Source organism: Bradyrhizobium sp. HKCCYLS1011, assembly GCF_051167795.1.
Classification (GTDB): domain Bacteria; phylum Pseudomonadota; class Alphaproteobacteria; order Rhizobiales; family Xanthobacteraceae; genus Bradyrhizobium.
The window spans coordinates 916,128-934,028 of the sequence record NZ_JBNPTT010000002.1 but is presented as its reverse complement, the minus strand read 5'-3'; the positions used below and the strand labels follow the sequence as shown (position 1 = coordinate 934,028).

General features: G+C 62.6%; 20 protein-coding genes. 6 read left to right on the top strand and 14 right to left on the bottom strand.

From position 1 onward, the window contains the following. The first annotated feature begins 98 nt into the window (after positions 1-98). On the top strand, positions 99-1,736 hold the full coding sequence (locus ACQR1W_RS08875) for a CocE/NonD family hydrolase (RefSeq protein WP_434850399.1): 1,638 nt from the start codon (positions 99-101) through the stop codon (positions 1,734-1,736). A gap of 151 nt (positions 1,737-1,887) precedes the next feature. Here ACQR1W_RS08875 and ACQR1W_RS08870 read toward each other — a convergent pair whose 3' ends face one another. Beyond that, on the bottom strand, positions 1,888-4,992 hold the full coding sequence (locus ACQR1W_RS08870) for a DEAD/DEAH box helicase (RefSeq protein WP_434850398.1): 3,105 nt from the start codon (positions 4,990-4,992) through the stop codon (positions 1,888-1,890). Positions 4,993-5,598: 606 nt separating this feature from the next. On the opposite strand from ACQR1W_RS08870, the gene ACQR1W_RS08865 reads away from it, so the two are divergent. The 5 genes from ACQR1W_RS08865 (at position 5,599) to ACQR1W_RS08845 (ending at position 8,246) form a co-directional block, all read left to right on the top strand. Continuing rightward, positions 5,599-5,736, top strand: a complete 138-nt coding sequence (locus ACQR1W_RS08865) for a cyd operon YbgE family protein (RefSeq protein ID WP_434850397.1) — start codon at positions 5,599-5,601, stop codon at positions 5,734-5,736. A 196-nt stretch (positions 5,737-5,932) separates the two neighbouring features. After that, positions 5,933-6,178, top strand: a complete 246-nt coding sequence (locus tag ACQR1W_RS08860; protein WP_434850396.1) for a cysteine rich repeat-containing protein — start codon at positions 5,933-5,935, stop codon at positions 6,176-6,178. Positions 6,179-6,279: 101 nt separating this feature from the next. After that, positions 6,280-6,945: a Crp/Fnr family transcriptional regulator gene (locus tag ACQR1W_RS08855; RefSeq protein ID WP_434850395.1), complete on the top strand. Its 666-nt coding sequence runs from the start codon at positions 6,280-6,282 to the stop codon at positions 6,943-6,945. A 101-nt stretch (positions 6,946-7,046) separates the two neighbouring features. Continuing rightward, positions 7,047-7,241: a YgaP family membrane protein gene (locus tag ACQR1W_RS08850; RefSeq protein ID WP_434850394.1), complete on the top strand. Its 195-nt coding sequence runs from the start codon at positions 7,047-7,049 to the stop codon at positions 7,239-7,241. A gap of 117 nt (positions 7,242-7,358) precedes the next feature. Further along, positions 7,359-8,246 carry an MBL fold metallo-hydrolase gene (locus ACQR1W_RS08845; protein ID WP_434850393.1) on the top strand — a complete coding sequence of 296 codons (888 nt, stop codon included), beginning with the start codon at positions 7,359-7,361 and terminating at the stop codon, positions 8,244-8,246. A 105-nt stretch (positions 8,247-8,351) separates the two neighbouring features. Here the strand turns inward: ACQR1W_RS08845 and ACQR1W_RS08840 are convergent, their stop codons facing one another. The 13 genes from ACQR1W_RS08840 to soxX all read right to left on the bottom strand — a co-directional run bounded on the left by ACQR1W_RS08840 (position 8,352) and on the right by soxX (position 17,841). Then, the gene (locus ACQR1W_RS08840; protein WP_434850392.1) at positions 8,352-8,693 is read right to left on the bottom strand and encodes a rhodanese-like domain-containing protein; all 342 of its coding nucleotides are present in this window, start codon (positions 8,691-8,693) and stop codon (positions 8,352-8,354) included. 68 nt (positions 8,694-8,761) lie between these two features. Then, complete coding sequence (locus tag ACQR1W_RS08835) at positions 8,762-9,310, bottom strand: YeeE/YedE thiosulfate transporter family protein (protein ID WP_434850391.1); 549 nt, start codon at positions 9,308-9,310, stop codon at positions 8,762-8,764. Between the two features lie 12 nt (positions 9,311-9,322). Next, complete coding sequence (locus ACQR1W_RS08830; protein ID WP_434850467.1) at positions 9,323-9,865, bottom strand: YeeE/YedE thiosulfate transporter family protein; 543 nt, start codon at positions 9,863-9,865, stop codon at positions 9,323-9,325. A gap of 91 nt (positions 9,866-9,956) precedes the next feature. Then, on the bottom strand, positions 9,957-11,057 hold the full coding sequence (locus ACQR1W_RS08825; protein WP_434850390.1) for a YeeE/YedE family protein: 1,101 nt from the start codon (positions 11,055-11,057) through the stop codon (positions 9,957-9,959). Between the two features lie 28 nt (positions 11,058-11,085). After that, positions 11,086-11,529 carry a DsrE family protein gene (locus ACQR1W_RS08820; RefSeq protein ID WP_434850389.1) on the bottom strand — a complete coding sequence of 148 codons (444 nt, stop codon included), beginning with the start codon at positions 11,527-11,529 and terminating at the stop codon, positions 11,086-11,088. Positions 11,530-11,570: 41 nt separating this feature from the next. Continuing rightward, the gene (locus ACQR1W_RS08815) at positions 11,571-11,999 is read right to left on the bottom strand and encodes a hypothetical protein (protein ID WP_434850466.1); all 429 of its coding nucleotides are present in this window, start codon (positions 11,997-11,999) and stop codon (positions 11,571-11,573) included. 29 nt (positions 12,000-12,028) lie between these two features. Further along, a complete protein-coding gene (locus ACQR1W_RS08810) occupies positions 12,029-12,778 on the bottom strand; it encodes a c-type cytochrome (protein WP_434850388.1) in 750 nt (249 codons plus the stop codon). Then, complete coding sequence (soxC, locus tag ACQR1W_RS08805) at positions 12,717-14,003, bottom strand: sulfite dehydrogenase (protein WP_434850387.1); 1,287 nt, start codon at positions 14,001-14,003, stop codon at positions 12,717-12,719. The genes ACQR1W_RS08810 and soxC overlap by 62 nt, the downstream gene beginning before the upstream one ends. A 6-nt stretch (positions 14,004-14,009) precedes the next feature. Continuing rightward, on the bottom strand, positions 14,010-15,701 hold the full coding sequence (gene soxB / locus ACQR1W_RS08800; protein ID WP_434850386.1) for a thiosulfohydrolase SoxB: 1,692 nt from the start codon (positions 15,699-15,701) through the stop codon (positions 14,010-14,012). Between the two features lie 22 nt (positions 15,702-15,723). Continuing rightward, complete coding sequence (gene soxA / locus ACQR1W_RS08795; protein WP_008967366.1) at positions 15,724-16,548, bottom strand: sulfur oxidation c-type cytochrome SoxA; 825 nt, start codon at positions 16,546-16,548, stop codon at positions 15,724-15,726. A 34-nt stretch (positions 16,549-16,582) separates the two neighbouring features. Continuing rightward, positions 16,583-16,909 (bottom strand): thiosulfate oxidation carrier complex protein SoxZ, encoded by a 327-nt coding sequence (gene soxZ / locus ACQR1W_RS08790; protein WP_008967365.1) that lies wholly within the window; start codon positions 16,907-16,909, stop codon positions 16,583-16,585. 15 nt (positions 16,910-16,924) lie between these two features. Beyond that, positions 16,925-17,377, bottom strand: coding sequence for a thiosulfate oxidation carrier protein SoxY (soxY, locus tag ACQR1W_RS08785; RefSeq protein ID WP_434850385.1), 453 nt, complete (start codon positions 17,375-17,377; stop codon positions 16,925-16,927). A 20-nt stretch (positions 17,378-17,397) separates the two neighbouring features. Beyond that, entirely contained in the window at positions 17,398-17,841 is a 444-nt protein-coding gene (gene soxX / locus ACQR1W_RS08780; RefSeq protein ID WP_434850384.1) for a sulfur oxidation c-type cytochrome SoxX, read from the bottom strand. Positions 17,842-17,901 lie beyond the last annotated feature (60 nt).

Genomic DNA, 17,901 nt, shown 5'->3' with positions numbered 1-17,901 from the left:
TTCGAACCGCTCGCATACACGAATTCACTTCGACGAAGTCCGAGCAGATGTCAGCAAAATCTCTCCAACTACCCGTGCTTCCGCCCGAGATCGAGACCTTGACGTTGAAGGACGGCACGCGGCTCGATGCGGACGTCTATCGCCCGGCCGCGCCAGGACCCTACCCGGTTCTGCTGCAGCGGCAGGCCTACAGCAGACGCATCGCCTGCAGCATCTGCTACGCACATCCTGCCTGGTACGCCTCACACGGCTACATCGTCGTGGTCCAGGACGTCAGGGGACGCGGCACGTCGGAGGGGACATTCAGGCCCGGCGAAACCGAAATCGAGGACGGCGCCGAGAGCGTTGAATGGGCGGCGCGTCTCGATGGCGCAAACGGCGACGTCGGGATGTACGGCTTTTCCTATCAAGCCTACGACCAACTGCTTGCGGCCGCGGGCGACTGCCCGTCGCTGAAGGCGCTCGCGCCGGCCATGGGCCCTTGGAATCCCGCGCACTGGGCCTACGAGAACGGCGCCCTGCAGATGAAGCACATGATCGGCTGGGGCATTCAGATCACGGCCGAGGCCGCACGACGCGCAGGCGATGACGAGGCGTTCAGTGTCCTTCAGGCCGCCGGCAGCTACCTGCCATTCAATGGCCCGGTCGCGGCGATGCCACAGCTATTGCAGACGTACCGGCACTATTCACACGTCATGGACTGGCTCGAAACCCCGGTCGATTCACCGTATTGGGACCGCATATCGCCCGTGACACATGTCGACGCCATTCGTGCCCGCCATCTGCCGATGCTGTTCGTCGGTGGCTGGTTCGACCCTTTCCTGCCGGCAACAGTCGAGTCCTTCCGGGCTCTCGCAACCAGCAGCGAGGACACCAGACTGATTGTCGGACCCTGGATCCACTTCCCCTGGACGCGAAAGGTGGGCTCGGTCGATTTCGGTCCCGAGGCGCAGCGCAACGTGGACATCGATCACATCCGGTTCTTTGACCGCGTCCTCAAGGGCGCGCCGAGCGAGGCGGAACATCAAAGGATCGAACTGTTCGACATGGGGCTGAAAACATGGCGACGGTACCAGGACCTGCCGAATAACACGCAAGCTCTGTTTCTGGGCGGCACGGGGCGGACATCGATGGACCCTCAGGATGGCTCCCTTAGCCCTCGGCAGAGCCCGGACGACCATGTCGAGCATATCGTGCACGATCCCTGGCGGCCCGCACCGACCACTGGCGGCTACTATGGCGTTCCGACCGGGCCGGTCGACCGCCGGTTTACCGATGAACGCGGCGACGTGCTCACCTTCACGACGCAGGCCCTCGAGACTTCGATAGAGATCGTCGGCGAACCCGCGGTCGAACTCGACGTGAGCTGTGATCGCCCCAGCTTTGATCTTTCATGTATTCTTTCGGTCGTGACCTCAGATGACAGAGTCTTCCAGATTTCCAGCGGATATGCGCACTATCGCAAAGCGAGGGCCGGTCGATATCAGCTGAAGTTGGCCACTACGTGCGCGACGCTCAAGAAGGGCGAGCGGCTGCGTCTCTCCATCGCGGGCGCGGACTATCCGGCGTATCCCGTCAATCCGGGAACGGGCGAAGATCCGGTGATGACCCCAAAGACGCATGCCGTCGTGACCACAATTGCCGTCCATCATGGTCCATCACGGGCTTCCCTTCTCCGGCTGCCTGTCGGGCCCGGTTCGGACATCGGTTCCGACAGATATTGGGCCGGCTCTTAGGCATTCGTGTCGGCCCTCGCCGGCGTCTCGAACGTTCGCAGGTGATCGATCGTGCCTGCCGCAGCTTTGACGACACCGTGCAGGCGACAATCGTGAGTATCAGCGTTTCCGTCCGGTCAGCTTGACCCCAGTACGAAGCGCGCGCGATCCGTCATTCGTCCAGCAGATCCAAGAACTGTTCGACCCTTCGCAAGGCATGGTCGCTGCTCCGTCCGGCATAGATGACCCGATTGCCGTCGCGCTGCAGCAAGCGTGAATATGACTTCCGGAGCTTCCCCGCGAGCATGGTTGCGGCAATCGCCTCCGGCCCGACGTCAAGGCGCATGATCCCCCGCTCCCTGCAACTGACCCTGAGCTTGGCGACAGCGAAAAAATTGCTAGCCGCAGGCGGCAACTTGCCGAACCGGCGGAGCGTTTCATCCTCGAGCTCCTCCAGCTCCTCATCACTTCGGCACCGCGCAGCTCGAGCATAGATCTCGAGCCTGACCGCCTCCGACTGCACATAGTCTGAGGGAAGCAGCTCAGCGATAGGCAAGTTCAACTCCGGGACCCAGAGCGCGCACATTCCGTCGCGATCTCCCTCCAGGGCAAGGGTCAGAAGATGGCCGTAGAGCGTCGGGCCGAACACCTGCATGTGACCGGACTGTCGATCCGAGAGCATGTCGCCGCCGCCGCGGAGGTCGAGATCGCGGGCGCTGATCGCAAAACCTGCGCCAGGGCGATTCAGCTCCTCGAGAACGGCTAGCCGCTTCTCCGAGCGGTCGGAGCCGCCCTCCGTCAGAAAATGCGCAAACGCCCGGATACCGCCGCGCCCCACCCGCCCCCTGAGCTGATGCAGTTGCGCCAAGCCAAATCTTTCCGGCCAGCACACCACGATGGTGTTTGCACGCGGGATGTCGAGGCCGCTTTCCACGATGTTGGTCGCAAGCAATACGTCGGCCTTGGCTTCGACGAAGTCCATCAACCTCTCGTCGATCTCATCTGCAGGCAGCTTGCCGTGAATCGTGATGATACGTAGTTCAGGTGCCAGCGAATGGATGCTGGCCAGCATGGGATCCAGATCCTGGATCCGGGGACAAATGACGAAGCTCTGACCGTTGCGTCTATGCTCGCGGACCAGGGCTGCGGCGATCGCAATGTCCGAAAGTGGCGCCACCTTGGTCACGACCGGAACACGATGAACCGGCGGGGTTGCGATCACGCTGAGATCCCGCAGGCCGGTCAAGCCGGCTGCAAGTGTGCGGGGGATCGGTGTCGCGCTCATCCAAAGCCTGTGACCGTTCTTGTTGAGACCCGACAGCATGGCTTTTTCGGCCGCCCCGAAATGCTGCTCCTCGTCGATGATGATCAGGCCAAGATCGGCAAACTTCACTTCCTTCGATGCGAGCGAGAGAGTCCCGACGACAACCTTGAGCTCTCCGCTCCTGAGTCCCTCTCTCACCCGCCGCGCCTCGGCCGCCGACGCGACCCGCGACAAGTTTCCGACCTCGATACCGAGCGGCGCAAAGCGCTTGCGGAACGTTTCGACATGCTGTCGTGCCAGCACCGTCGTCGGCACGACGATCGCAACCTGCTTTCCTGCAAGCACGGCGGCCGCCGCTGCGCGCAATGCCACCTCGGTCTTACCGAAGCCGACATCACCGCAGACGATACGATCCATCGGGTGCCCCGAGGCAAGGTCATCCAGGACGTCGCGGATGGCTTTGGCCTGATCGGGGGTGGTGAAATACGGAAAGCGGGCGACGAACTGTTCATAGCTGGCAGGGCGCGGCACGAGCTTCGGTGCCGGGCGCCGCCGGCGCTTGCTCATCTGCTTGGCGAGCTCCTTGGCGACCACGTGAACCTCGGTCTCGGCAGCAGCTCGCCGCGGCCGCCATGAGCTGCCGTCGGCCTTGTCCAGCGAAGTGTCTCCGAGCTCAGCAGCGTACGGCCAGGTCAAAGCCAATTCCGCGAGAGGCACCAGAACGGCGTCGTTTCCGGCAAACACCAACCTGACCATCTCGCGTGCGGAGAGATCGCCCGTGCCCATTGACCGCAAACCGCCAAGGCGGGCCAGCCCGCGTTGCAGGTGGACGACCACGGATCCGAGTTCGGGCAGGTCCACCGCATCGAAGCCCGGCGTCCATGCCCAGTTCGCCGGTTGCGGTTGATGCGCCCTGCTGCCGAGCACGTCGGCAGCAGTGATGACCACGAGCGGCTTCCTTCCGGGAACGACAAAGCCGGCATCGAAGCCGGCCAGCATCGCGGCCTCCCGCCTGCCCTTCGCCGTGGCCTGCGCCCAATCGGTCACGCATTCGGCCTTGACGGCGCTCATCCGGGCCATGAGACGCAAATCCGCGTCCACCGCGGCGACGAACAGCAGACGTGCGTCACCACGCTGGGCTTCCTCGATAAACGCGCGCAGCGCCTTCCGCGGAGAAGCTTCCTTGTAGAACTCCGGCGTCGCCCGATACGGAGCAGTCGGGGGCAGCAGGGCGATCCTCTTCGCCGCCTGATCCCATTCGCGCCGGCTCAAATATGCGCGATCACGCTCGCCAGAGGCGGCCGCATCCTCGATCGTGCTCAGCCAGGTATCGGCGTTTCTGGGCACAGCGGTGTCGGCAATCCACTTGGCGCGCGCGCAGTACTCGAAGAGGTCCGACTTTTTCCGAGCTCGGTCCTTGAACGCTAGCTGCTCGGACATTGGATCGATCAGGAGCTCCTTGGGTTCGGAAATCACCTCCTGATCCATCGGGTTGAAGGCTGCGATCCGCCGTATCTTGCCTCCGGAATGCTCGATTCTGAAGGGGCCGAGCGCGCCGGCTGGAAAGATCTCGAACGTATTGCCGTGAAACAGAACGCCACCGGGATAGTCCGGACTGTCGTCCAGATCATATCCGAGAGCACCCAAGCGGACCTGGAGATCGTCTTCGGAATAGGCGCCCCCGGTGCGAAGCGGCAAGCCGATCCGAGACCAGTTCGCCGGCAACGGCAAGCGCTCCATCATTGCTTCCGCCGTGGTGATCAGCAGGATGGGCTTCTTCGCGCCGGCAAGATGTCTCAACACGGAGCTCCGCCTGCCCGCGATATCACGTGACGGCTCAAGCTGATCGAATGGCAGCGTGTTCAAACGCGGGTAGACGAGCACATCACACGTCGGCTCGATGACCTGGATGACGGAACCCAACCGTTCGGCCCGGCGCTCATTCTCGGCGAGAAACACAAGACCGCTGCGGCCCGACGTACGCCACTGGGTCACGAGATGCAGTGCCAACATCCCCAATGGAGATGAGGAGGAAACGCCGATCCGGGCTGGCGCCGCCTTCTTAGGCGCAGCGGAGGCCTTCTTCCGCGGAGCAGCCTTCTTTGGTGACGTGGAGTGCTTTGGTGAAGCGGTCTTTCGCTGCGCTGGGCTGCGAGGGGTACGAAGAACAGAGGGCAAGGGGGTCTCATGCGTGATCTGCAAACGCCAGGGAACCCCCAGCGAATCTGCCCCGAGCTTTAGCGGATTCGGTCGTTCAAAGGGACCCAAACTTCGGGGAGCTTGATCACGGCGTTGGCTTGAGCTCGAAGGTGTCACCGAGCAGCATCAGCGGCACCGCTCGTATCCCGGGAAAGCGGCGCGCAAGCATGAACATTCCGCAGACTGACCGATTGCAGCCGTTCCCCCGCAAAAGCAGCAGAATGGGAAGATCAGCGCATGTGGTATTTCCGCCTGGGTTCTTGGTGTCGGCTTCGCGTCTTGCTCGCCATCATAAACGCATTGTGCGGATGGACCGAAGATGTGCGACCCGCCAACAACGAAGCACACCACTGAGATGGCCTCGCTTGCCGAAGCTCAGATGCTGCTCAACCTGCCCTGCCGGTTGAGCGCATCATCCTCATGTTGGTTGGAACGCTTTACCCGCCGCTTCCGGCAGATGCCACGGGACGCGTTAGCCACCTGTCGGTTGGCCTTGCGTTCCGCGCGATGAGCGCAGGTGTCGTTCGCGGCGTCGGATTCGTTCCGCACTCCCGCTGACCTCAATGGCTGTTCTCCGCCTGCGAACAGGTTCAACGCACGTAGGAGCGTGCGGTACGGGGCCAGGGCTCACGACGTGAGCTCGCTGGATAGCGGTCTGCAATCTCGCTGTCGTTTCCCCGGTTTGACTTGGCGCAATGACCAACGGAGTCACTCACGCCATCTTGTTCAGGAAACATGAACTGAGGGTGGCTCAATGATAAGGACGGTGTTGCTGGCGGCCGCCATCGTTGTCGTCTCTGCAACCTCGGCGCTCGCGCAGGGCACTGGGGTTGTCTCAGCCCAATGTGCGGCCGACATTCAGACCTTCTGCGCGGGTAAAGGGCACGCTTCGGGCCAGACCCGGAGCTGTCTGGAGGCCAATCGGGACAAAGTGTCCGCCGATTGCCGTCACGCGCTTGATACGACCGGGCCAGGGCGAGGCAGACGTTCCAACCGATAGGGATCGAGGACCACTCCGGGAGCGCCTGTAGACCTGATCTGAGCAGTTTCATCTGGCAGATCGGCCAGCGGCTGCTCTATTTTCGGTTGGACGCGACTGGAATGCGCAAGGAAGATTGGACCAAGGCGTTTCCGCCGCTGCAGCAGTTGCCGCCTGAGACAGTCGAGCGACTACGCGCTGGGAGCCTGCTCGTCGAACTCCCTGAAGGCAGCCGGATCTTCGGGCCAGGGCAGGCCCCGGAGTCCTTCCTGCTGCTGCTCGCAGGGACAATCCGCGTGCAGCAGACCTCGGAATCCGGCCGTGAGATCGTGCTCTACCGGGTGCACGCCGGCGAGAGCTGTGCGCTGACGACGGCCTGCCTGATGGGCTACGAGGAATATCAGGCTGAGGGGGTTGCAGAGACCAAGGTGCGGGCGGTTGCGATTCCGCGGTCGCTGTTCGATGATTTGATCGCAACATCGCGCACATTCCGGCAGTTCGTGTTCACGGCCTTCAGCCGGCGAGTGACCAATCTGTTCCGGGTGATCGAGGAGGTTGCGTTTGAGCGCATCGACGCCAGGCTCGCGCAAAAACTCCTGGCACTCGCTGGGAACAACGCGCAGATCGTCGCCACGCACCAGGAGCTCGCCAACGAGCTCGGTAGCGCCCGCGAGGTAATCAGTCGCCAGTTGAACGAGTTTGCGCGGCGCGGCTGGATCAAGTCACTGCGCGGGACCGTTGAAATCACCGACAAAGCGGCGCTATCCCGGCTGGCTCAGCACAGTTGATCCGCCAGATATGAACACCCGCCGCCTCGGTGACTTAGTTACATACGGAAGGCCGGTCGCGCCCTAGGTTTTCGCCTATCACGGAGCAATGGGAGCGCCAAATGGCACAGAATATCGGAAAACTCGACCGGACGATCCGCGTCATCGTCGGGGCGGCCATCCTCAGCTTGGTCTTCGTCGGACCCAAGACGATGTGGGGCCTGTTGGGGCTGATTCCCCTTGGCACCGCACTGATCGGGTGGTGCCCGCCCTATGCGATGCTGGGAATCAGCACCTGCGGAACGAAATCAAGCTGAGCGGAATAGCGATTCGCATCTCGTCTGGCGGTGCGGCCGAAAGACGGCCGCACCGCCGGTTGAACTGCCTGAAGCGAGAAGCGTCCTGACCGCCTCGATCCAACAGTGGAGGAGATAATGCCCTATCCCATCGATACCGGCGTAAAACCGAAGGTGGCGGGCTTCTTCGATCCCGACACCAGCACGATCAGCTATGTCGTGCAAGATCCGCAGTCGGCGTCATGTGCGATCGTCGATCCGGTGATGGACATCGACTATGCGGCCGGCCGGATCAGCTTCAAGTCCGCAGATATTGTAATCGATTATGTCAGAACCAACGGGCTGACGCTCGAATGGCTGATCGAAACGCATGCCCATGCCGATCATCTCTCGGCCTCGCCCTATATCCAGGAGAAGCTTGGCGGAAAGATTGGGATCGGCGACCATATCCTGACCGTCCAGGAGACGTTCGGGAAGGTCTTCAACGAGGGCACGGAATTTCGCCGGGACGGCAGCCAATTCGACCGGCTGTTCAAGGACGGCGAGACTTATACGATCGGCAACATGACCGCGTTTGTGATGCACACGCCAGGACACACGCCGGCTTGCGCGACGCATGTGATCGGCGACGCGGCGTTCGTCGGTGATACGCTGTTCATGCCTGATGGTGGGACCGCTCGGGCGGATTTCCCGGGCGGCAACGCGCGAACGCTGTTTCGCTCGATCCGAAGGATCCTGGAGACGCTGCCGCCGGAAACCCGACTGTTCATGTGCCATGACTATGCGCCAAACGGACGGGACGTCCGGTGGGAGACGATGGTGGGCGAAGAGCGGGCCGCGAACATCCACGTTCGCGACGGCGTGACCGAGGACGAGTTCGTCGCCATGCGCGAAGCGCGTGACCGGACGCTTGGAATGCCGCGGCTGATCATTCCCTCGCTTCAGGTCAATATCCGCGCCGGGCACCTCCCTCCGCCTGATGCGAGCGGAAAAACGTTCCTGAAGGTCCCGATCAATGCTCTCTGAGGTGATGCCGATTTACCCTCGGCGTGCCCCTACGGCTCGCGACCTTAGGCAACCGCCCGATGCCGACATCGAGCAAAATAAGCGAGCAAAATAAGCGCGTGGATTTCAGGTGACCTGCCCGCCCCGCGCGCGCCAGCCGCTCATCCCGCCGGCGTAGTGGCAGACATCCTGCCGACCAGCGGCAAGCGCGCTCCGCAACGCCTTGGCCGACCGGCCACCCGCCTGGCAGATCAAGACAACGGACTTCCCCTGCGCAAGCCGCGCAGGATCGAATTGCGATAGAGGATGATTGATCGCGCCAGGAATATGCCCGCTCTTGAACTCATGCGGCTCGCGGACATCGATGATGACGCAACTCCGCTCCTGACGGGCTCGGACCAGTTCGTCGTGCTCGATCACCGGCACGCTCGCCGAGCCCATCAGCTTGTTCAAAAATCCAGACAGCATCGTTTCGACCTTTCTCTTGTGCGGACGCCGACGCCGCGAAACGCCGTCGGCGTGCTCGTCCCCGCCTATTAACGCCTTTGCTTGGCCTCAGTGGATTCGACCCAGAGGAAGAACGCGCCGGCCAGAATGGCGAGCGCCGCGAACCAGACCGCATCCGGCACGCCGGTGAGGTCAGGCAATCGCAACTTGCCGAGCGCCCAGACGTTGAGAATATGCGCCTTGAGCCAGTCGAAGCTCAGCGCATAGAGAATGGCACCGGCAATCATTCCGAGCGCGCCGACGGCGGCATGAACGCTGCCGCTTGCAATGGCGCCGAGCGCAGTGCCCGGACAATAGCCATAGACGACCATGCCGATGCCGAACAGCGCCGCGCCGAGCGCGACCGCGAGCATATTGGCGTCCTTGACGTAGTACTTGGTGTTGCCGGTATCGACCAGCAGCAGCACGCCGACGCCTCCGACCACGATCGCCGTGCCCATGACTTTGAGCACGGTGAAATCACGCAGACGAAATTGATTTTCGATGACATTGCAGCTCGTGACTTTGCCACGTTGCAGCAGAAAGCCGAATACAGTCCCCATCAGAAGCGGACCGAGAACACTTGCCAGTGCGGTCATGATCTCATCCTTTCACGATTTGCGGAACATAATGCGCGACACCAACAGGCCGGTCGCAAACATCACGACGAGGAAGAGCCAACTGGACACCGCAAGCTGCAGACCACCGGAGATACCGTGCCCGCTGGTGCATCCGCCGGCCAGACGCGCGCCGTACATGATGACGATGCCGCCGAGGAAAGCCGCGATGAACCGTTTGAGGACGGACGGTCCGAAACGCTCCTTCCAGACCTCAGGTACCAACTCCAGCCGCCACGTTCCCGACAGGATCGCAGACAGGAAGGCACCAAGCGGAATGCCGACCAAAAACCAGACGCCGTAGTCCCACTTCAGCGGCATCGATTTCCAATAGCTGTTCGCGGCGACTGCGTCGGCACCCATCACCGGAATTGCAAACAGTGAAGCCACGCGCGAATAGGCCGTGGTGACGCCCAAGGGATCTCCGAACGCCGCAAATGCCACCCAGCTCAGAACGCCAATTCCGGCGCCGACCAGATAGGGCGACCAGTTGATCCATCCGGATTTCTTGGTATCGCGGACTATGACGTCCGTCATCATCGTCATAGCAATGTCCTCCCTGCCTCTGGCAGCCTCCTTGCTGCCGTCCCGGCATTATATATTCATATCTTCGAATTTGTGAAGATAATTATGATGCTGCACGGCCGGCGAGATCGCCGGCCTGCTGTGCCGGTTTCCGGGACATGGTCCACCGGTCGACCACGAGATCGGTCATCGCCGCCCCGATCCACATTCCGCCCAGCACCAGCCACGCGGTCAGCGCGAACACGGAAGCTCCGGTGACGCCAGCGCCGACGGCGCAGCCCCCGGCCAGCATCGCACCGAACCCCATCAGCACGGCGCCAACCAGATAGCGCCGCATCCCGCGTCCGTCGGAGAAACCCTCGAGATTCAGCTCATGGGCAAGCGCGGCTGCCGCAAACGACCCGAGAAAGACTCCGGGTATGACGCCGAGATCGAAGTCAGGCCTCAGATGCGGGCTCGCGAGAACCTGCATCAGCAGCTCGGCCGATGGGCCGCTGAAGGTGAGACTCTTCAACGTCACCGGCGCAAAAGAGGCCTGGCCGAGCTGGTAGGTGAAGAGCCAACCCGCAACCACGGCCGCGCCGGTCGCGACGGCAGCCAGGGTCATACGCAGCCCGATCCGGAACCGCGCGACACCTGCGAGCCCTGCAAGCAGCCAGAGCAGGCTGAAGCCAAGCTTCTCGGGCGAGCCGCCGCCGATCAGGCTCATAATGTCACGGGACGGGCCACCATCGACCAGCCAGAGACTGGTCAGCCACTCCCGTGCTGGCGCAAGCAGGCCACGATAAGCCGATTGTGCCGTCACTGCGAACACGAGCCCCGACAGCAGCGCCCGCAGATTACCGTTGGCCGACAACACCAAGAGCCGGCTCGCGCAACCGCGCGCCAGAATCATGCCGCAACCGAACATCAGCCCCCCGATCATCGCGCCGGAGATGCTGCCCTGCTGCGCGAGCTGGCGCGCTTCGGAGACATCCAGTAGGCCTGCCGCGACGAACGCCTGGGTGCCGAGCAGCGCCGAGGCGAATGTCAGCAGCCAGACCGTCAGACGTGCTCCGCCCTGCCCGCGCGAGAACTCGATCGTCGCGGCTCGCAAGCAGAACCGGCTGCGCTGCGCGAAGAAGCCGAACAATCCCCCGACCAGAAGCCCGCCCAGCAGCGAGACGAGCTCTTCGCCGAGGAGATCGACCGCTTCATTGAGCAAGGGAATGCCTCGTGCTTGCGCTTGCCGGCTATGGGCGCAGGTAGGCGTAGCCGTCCTGCTGCAGCTCCGTCAGTCGGACGACGCCGCCCTTCTCGGCGACGATAAACCCATCTGTCAGGTCGTCGAGCTTCACGCCCTGCGCCTTCATGGTGTTGGCACAGGCCTCGAGGGCCGTTCCGCCTTTGATCAGACGAGCCGCGAGCTCCGCGATGTTGGGCTCGATGGAGATCGCGTGGAAAGCACGCAACGCCGGCCCGTGCACAACCAGTCGGATGTCCGCCTTGCCGGGTCCGCCGGTGCCGTCGATATGGTTCTGGATGTTGCCGAGCACGAACAGCACGCGGTCTTGGTCCGACAAATGGTACGCGACGCGTTGCCGCGGCCGTTCGGGGCCGGCCGCCTGGGCTCGGTTGGCGCCCAGCACGCCAACCAGGGCTGCAAGGCCTGCGCGCATGATCGATCGTCGTTCCATGACATCCTCCTGACGCGCCGCTCTGACCAAGCTTCCGCCACTCAGGGGCGCACGATAGTCCAGTGCTTTTCCGCCAAATCCATCATAGTGGCAACACCCGTCTCGACCACAGTGACTCCGGGCAGCAGCGGAGGCGAGGCACCTTCCTTGCGAGCAAGCGTCTCGAGCGTGTTGCCGCAGGCAATGAAACTGACGTTCGGCATCGACTTGGCAAAGCCTGTAAGGCGCTCCTTGACCGGCGAGCGGTCGGCCAGCAGCATGTCGAGCCCGCCGTTGAAGGCGACGACGACGATGTCGACCTCCTCGCCCTGGCCGGTATAGTGGCGCGAGACATTTGCCGCCACGTCGAGCACGGCATGCATTTTCACCGGGTCATCATCGCTGATCTGGAGCACCAATCTATGCGGTTCGGCCGCCAGAAGCGGTCCAGCGGTAACGATCAGAAGCCCGGCGGAGATGATCGCCGAAATAAGACCCCGACGGCTTTGGGTCCTTCCGGTCACTCGACCCCTCGGGATTTTCCCTCCTTGGCATCCTCAGGCGTGACGTCGACCGCGGTCGCGCGCCCAGTGATCTTGACCGGCGCAATGCAGTCCTTCATGCACGGGTCCTTCTGCCAGAACGCCTTTTCACTGGTGGCGCGGTCGTCCATGATGAAGCCGGCTTCGTTCGGCATCTTGATCGAGGCAAGGTTCTTGTTGTTGAGCTCGAAGTTCTGATCGGTGACGACGTCGTTGAGGTACAGAACGTAAGCGACGAGCGAATAGTAGTCGTCGACACTGAGAGTCTCGGCATTGCCGAACGGCATCGCGTGCCGCACATAATCGAACACGGTCGACGCATAGGGCCAGTAGGATCCGACCGTCTTGACCGGACTGTCGGCCGTCAAGGATCCCTTACCGCCCGCGAGCACCGGCCAGCGGCCATTGCCCTCGCCGAACTCGCCATGGCAGGTCGCGCAATTGTCCATGAACAGCTTCTCGCCCTGAGCCACGGTGCCCTTGCCGATCGGCAATCCCTGTCCGTCAGGACGCACATCGATATCCCAGCCGCGGATCTCCTCCGGTGTCGGCGCCCGACCGATATCGTAGTGCGGAGCCGGTTTCGCTTCGCCCTTCAACTCGGTTGGTCCGCCCGCGAACGCGGCAGATCCACTCAGGCAGGCCAGCACCAACGCAACGACAAGCTCAGGCGACTTCAACATTCTCGACCTCACCGTTGGCCTGCACGTGCCAGGTCTGGATGCCATTGTTGTGATAGATGGAGTTGTAGCCGCGCACCTTGCGCAGCTCCGCCTTGGACGGCTGCACATAGCCGGTCTCGTCCTGTGCGCGCGACTGCAGCAGCAGCGGCTGCCCGTTCCAGTCGAACTCGTAGTAGAAGCGGGTCAGCGCCTTGTCGAGCACCGGACCGTCGAGCCGCGCCGGCCACCAGTTGCGTCCGCCATCGAGCGATACATCGACGCGCTTGACCTTGCCATTCCCGGACCAGGCGAGACCGGACAAAACGGTGAAGCCCTTGCCGTGCCTGATCGGCGCCTGCGGGCTGGGATTGGTGATGACGGATTTCGCATCCATCACCCAGGTGAAGCGCCGCGCCTTGCCGTTTGGCAGCAGGTCGGTGTATTTCGAGGTTTCCTCGCGGGTCTGCCAGGGTTGATCGCCGACCTTGATCCGGCGCAGCCACTTGACCCAGAGATTGCCCTGCCAGCCCGGCACGACGAGTCGCATCGGATAGCCCTGCTCGGGATAAAGCGCTTCACCATTCATTTTGTAAGCGATGATGCAGTCGTCGAGCGCCTTCTCGATCGGCAGGCTACGATCCATCGCGGCCGAATCAGCGCCCTCGACCAGCAGCCATTTGCCGTTGCTCTTGACGCCGACCTCTTCCAGCAGCGTTCGCAGCGACACGCCGGTGTACTGCACGCAGTGGACCATCCCGTGGGTGAACTGACAGCCGTTCAGCTGAGCCCCACGCCACTCCATGCCGGAATTGGCGGCGCATTCCATGAAATGGATGCGGTTGACGCGCGGATAACGCTTCAATTCGTCCAGGGTCAAGATCAACGGGCGCTCGACGAGGCCGTGGATCATCAGGCGATGATCGGCCGGATCGATGTCGGCCATGCCGCCATGATGCCGCTCGAAGCACAGGCCGTTCGGCGTGATGATGCCCTCCAGCTCATGCAGCGGCGTGAAGCTGACTGAGGATTCACGCGAAGCCGTCAGCCACTCAACGTCACGGCGGATCACATCCTTCTCGAATTTCGACGGCTTACCATAGGGGCGCACGGCGACACCCTCGCCGAGCGATCGCGTCCACTCCGGCACGTTCGGCGGCTGGTTCGCCGGGTTGCCGCCGGCGCGCGCCGCTGGCGCAAGCGCCGATGCTGCGAGTCCGCCGGCTGCAGCGAGAAAGCCGCGCCGAGATTGGCGAGCAATCGAGGCTGATTGAATCTTGTTGTCCTTGGACATCGTCCTCTAAACTCCGGTGACTTTGACGGCGCGGTTGGGTTCGAGACGAACGGTCTTCTGCCGCTGCAAATAGGAGGACACGACCTCCCAGATCGGCGGCCCCTGCGTGCCTTCATTGACGCTGGCCCAGCCAGCGACCTGATATTCGCGCGACGGATCGATCGCAGCGCCGGTCTTGATCAACCGCATGTCGGAGATGCGTTGCCCCTGCGGCTTGTTGATATCGATGGCGTAAGACATGCCGCCGATCCGCACCATGTCGCCGCCCTGCTGATAATAGGGATCGACATTGAACAGGTTGTCGGCGACATCCTCGATGATCTCCTTGAGCCGCGCTCCGGTCATGCCCATGCGGTACACGGCGGGATAAGTGATCGCGGTCGCGTTGGTCACATCCTCGAAGGTGATATCCTGGCCCGGCATCACCGTGGTGCCCCAGCGGAAGCCGGGCGATAGCGCGATCTCCGCGTCGCGCTCCTGCAGCAGCGCCTGGCAGATCAGATCGTCGAACGTGCCGTTGAAATTGCCGCGGCGATAAAGCAGCGTCTCGGTGCGGCCCAGCGCGCGGCCGAGTTCGGCTGCGAACGGCTTGCGCACCTCGGCGATCTTGGCGGCCATCTGCGCGTCGGGCGTGATCACGTCCGAGAACAGCGGGATCAGCTTGTAGCGGTAGGCCTTGACCTCGCCGTCCCTGACATCGAGATCGAGCCGCGAGACGAACTTGCCGGACGAGCCGGACGCGATCAGCAGGGTCTTGCCCACCTTGACCGCCTCCGGCAGCGCATCATGCGTATGACCGGTGAGGATGACATCGAGGCCCTTGACGCGGCTTGCGAGCTTACGATCAACATCGAAGCCGTTGTGGGAGAGCAGCACCACCAGATCGGCGCCGCCCTTGCGAGCCTTGTCGACCTGCGCCTGCACATCCTCCTCGCGTACGCCGAACGACCAGCTCGGGATCATCCAGCGCGGATTGGCGACAGGCGTATAGGGAAACGCCTGGCCGAGAACTGCGATCTTAGCGCCGCCGCGCTCGATCGTCGTGGACGCCTCGAAGGCAGGCTCGTTCCATTCGGTATCGCGAATGTTGAGGCCAAGGAACGGGAAGCCGAGTGCATCGACGGCCTGCTTGACGCGTTCGGTGCCGTAGGTGAACTCCCAATGTCCGGTCATCGCGTCCGGCTTCAGGAGCGCCATGCAGTCGATCATGTCCTGGCCGCGGGTCTGCAACGACGACCACGAGCCCTGCCAGGTGTCGCCGCCATCAAGCAGCACCACGCGATCACCACGTTCGGCGCGGATTGCCTTGATCACAGTTGCGGCCCGATCGAGCCCACCGATCCGCCCGTAGGTTTTGGCCAGCGCCTCGAAATCCTCCGAGGTCAGAGCATAGGCGGCCGATGAGCCCGGCGCGACGCCGAACCGCGCCAGAAAATCGCGGCCGGTGATATGCGGGGGCTGGGCCTTGGCATCGCCAACGCCGAGATTGGTCGACGGCTCCCTGAAATAGAGCGGCATCAGCTGGCCATGGATGTCAGTCACATGCACCAGGGTCACGTTGCCGAGCGGCTCGAAAGCCAGGAGCTCCTTCTCGGTCAGCTTCTGCTGGGCGAAAGCCCGCGTCGCAGTGCCGCCGGCTCCGGCCGCCAGCGCGGCGGTCGCAAGCGCAACCTGAACGAACTCGCGACGTGAAATCATCGCTCTCTCCTTACGACCGGGGTTAGTTGCGGACCGAGGGCGTCTCGACCGGAAGGCCGATGCCGCGCCACGCCACATACAGTTCGAGTGCAAGGAATTCGTCCGACAGCGGCTTGTACGGCACTCCACGGACATCGAACATGCAGCCTTCGAACCGCTCATGGAGCGGGATCAGCCGCTGGTCGCGCAGTCGGTAGGTGGGAAAGCCGTTGCTCTGGCCCTGGCTCAGGAAATCCGCCCGCAGGAACTTGCCGTTGTTCTGCTCGTGACAGGACGCACAGGCGAGATCCAGCTGCCCGACGCGCGTGTAGTAGATCTGCTTGCCTTTCTCGAACCATGGCGACATCGGGCCGTCGGTCTTCACGGTCACCGGCATGCCGCGCGATTGATTGCGAACGAAGGCCGTCATGTCGGTGAGCTGCTGCGACTTGAAGGCCCAGGGCTCAGCCTTCATGTGCTCGCTGCGGCAGATGTTGATCTGCTGCTCCAGATTGACCGGCTTGTTGAGCTTCTCGCTCCACTTCGGCATTGCCGCGCCGACGCCCTTCATGCTGGTCTCGGCGTCGCCATGGCAGCTCATGCACGATTTGCCCTCACTGCCTTCGACCGTCTTCCACATGTCCGTGGCGCGCTCGATCGCCAGGAATCCTGGATTCTCCAAGTCATCGTCCTGCAGGGCGCGCGTCTCCTTGGAGCGATACTCGTAGCCCGAGATGATGGTCTTGAAGACGTGACCGGGAGGCGCCGGAATGCCTTTGCGCTCGGCCTCCTGGCCTGACGCGGCAAATCCCGACAAGACCAGCGCAACTGCAGTCAGCAGGGCAAGTGAATCATAGCGTGCGACCATCCGTCCCTCCCGTGGCATTCGGACGTCAGTGAAATCAGGCTTTGAGCGTGATCTTTTCTTCCGCCGTGATCACCGTGCCGTCGTCATCAGTCCAGGCAAACTTGAACGTTCCGGCTTCGTCGACCCGGGCGTCGAACTGGATGTAGGGGTTGGCGGAGATGGCCGGCTCGAGCGCACAGGCAAACACCGCCTTGCCGTTGAACTCGCAGGTGAACTTGTTGATGATCTTGCGCGGAATCGTCTTGCCCTGCGCATCCTTGCGCTGCCCCGATTCCATCAAATGCGACACCAGGGTCTTGATCTGGATGATCTCGCCCTGCTTGGCTTCCTTCGGAAGCTTGATCCGCGGCCTGTCTGCCATGTTGTCCTCCCTGTTTTAGCCGCCGCAGCCGCCGATAGTGACCTTCACGGTCTTGCGCTCGGTGAAGAGCGAACCGTCGCTCATCCTTGCCACCGCGATGACGTTCTGGGTCTGCGCGAGCCGGATGCGAATCGATGCTTCGGCCTTGCCGGACAGCGGCGAGAACATCAGCGTGGCGACGCCGCCATTCGGATTGCCATCGGCTACGAACAGGACTTCCTTGACGTAGTTATCCGCGGTCATCGGGCTGTCGACCGTGAGCGACAGCGGCACGGTGTTGCCGTTCTCGGCGATCTCGGGAAGATCGAGCGAGATCTTGCCGCTTGCCGCCTCCTTGCCGCCGGTGAATTTCTTGATCAGCTCGGCCGCGTCATTACTTGGCTCGGCATCTGCGGCCATCGGCATCAGCGTCAGGGCGACGAGACCGCCGCCAAGAAGAAACGCCTGTCGTCTGTTGATTGCGCCCATGCATCCTCCTCAAAAGGCGGTTATTTCAAAGTCTCGAGAAACGCGACCACATCCTCGACCTGCGCAGCGGTGAGGATCGACTTGCCGACAAATTCCGGCCTGACCCGGTTGAGCCCTTCGTTCCGGAAGAACGCAGGCATGACGGTGTCGGCGAATATCAGCTTGGGATTGGCAACGATCAGGCGCAGCTGCGCCTCGCTGTAGCGCCCGGCCACGCCATCGAGCGAAGGACCGACCTCGCCATGAAATTCTTCGGATTTCAGGCTCGATACCTGATGACAGGCAAGACAGTTGCCGAGCGTCCGGTTGAGAAACACTTTTTGTCCGGCATCGGCGCTGCCGGGCGTGCCTGTCAGTGACTTGGACAGCGCGCCATCGACGACGTCGAGCTTGATGGGCTCTTCGGCCTGCGCCGAAACGGCGAGCAGCAGGCACCCCAAAACGGCCGCAAGCGGGCTCCGCATGTTTCCACCCTGATGCGAGGCTTCCCTCGCCTTGATCGATGGGCTTACGACCCATCATAT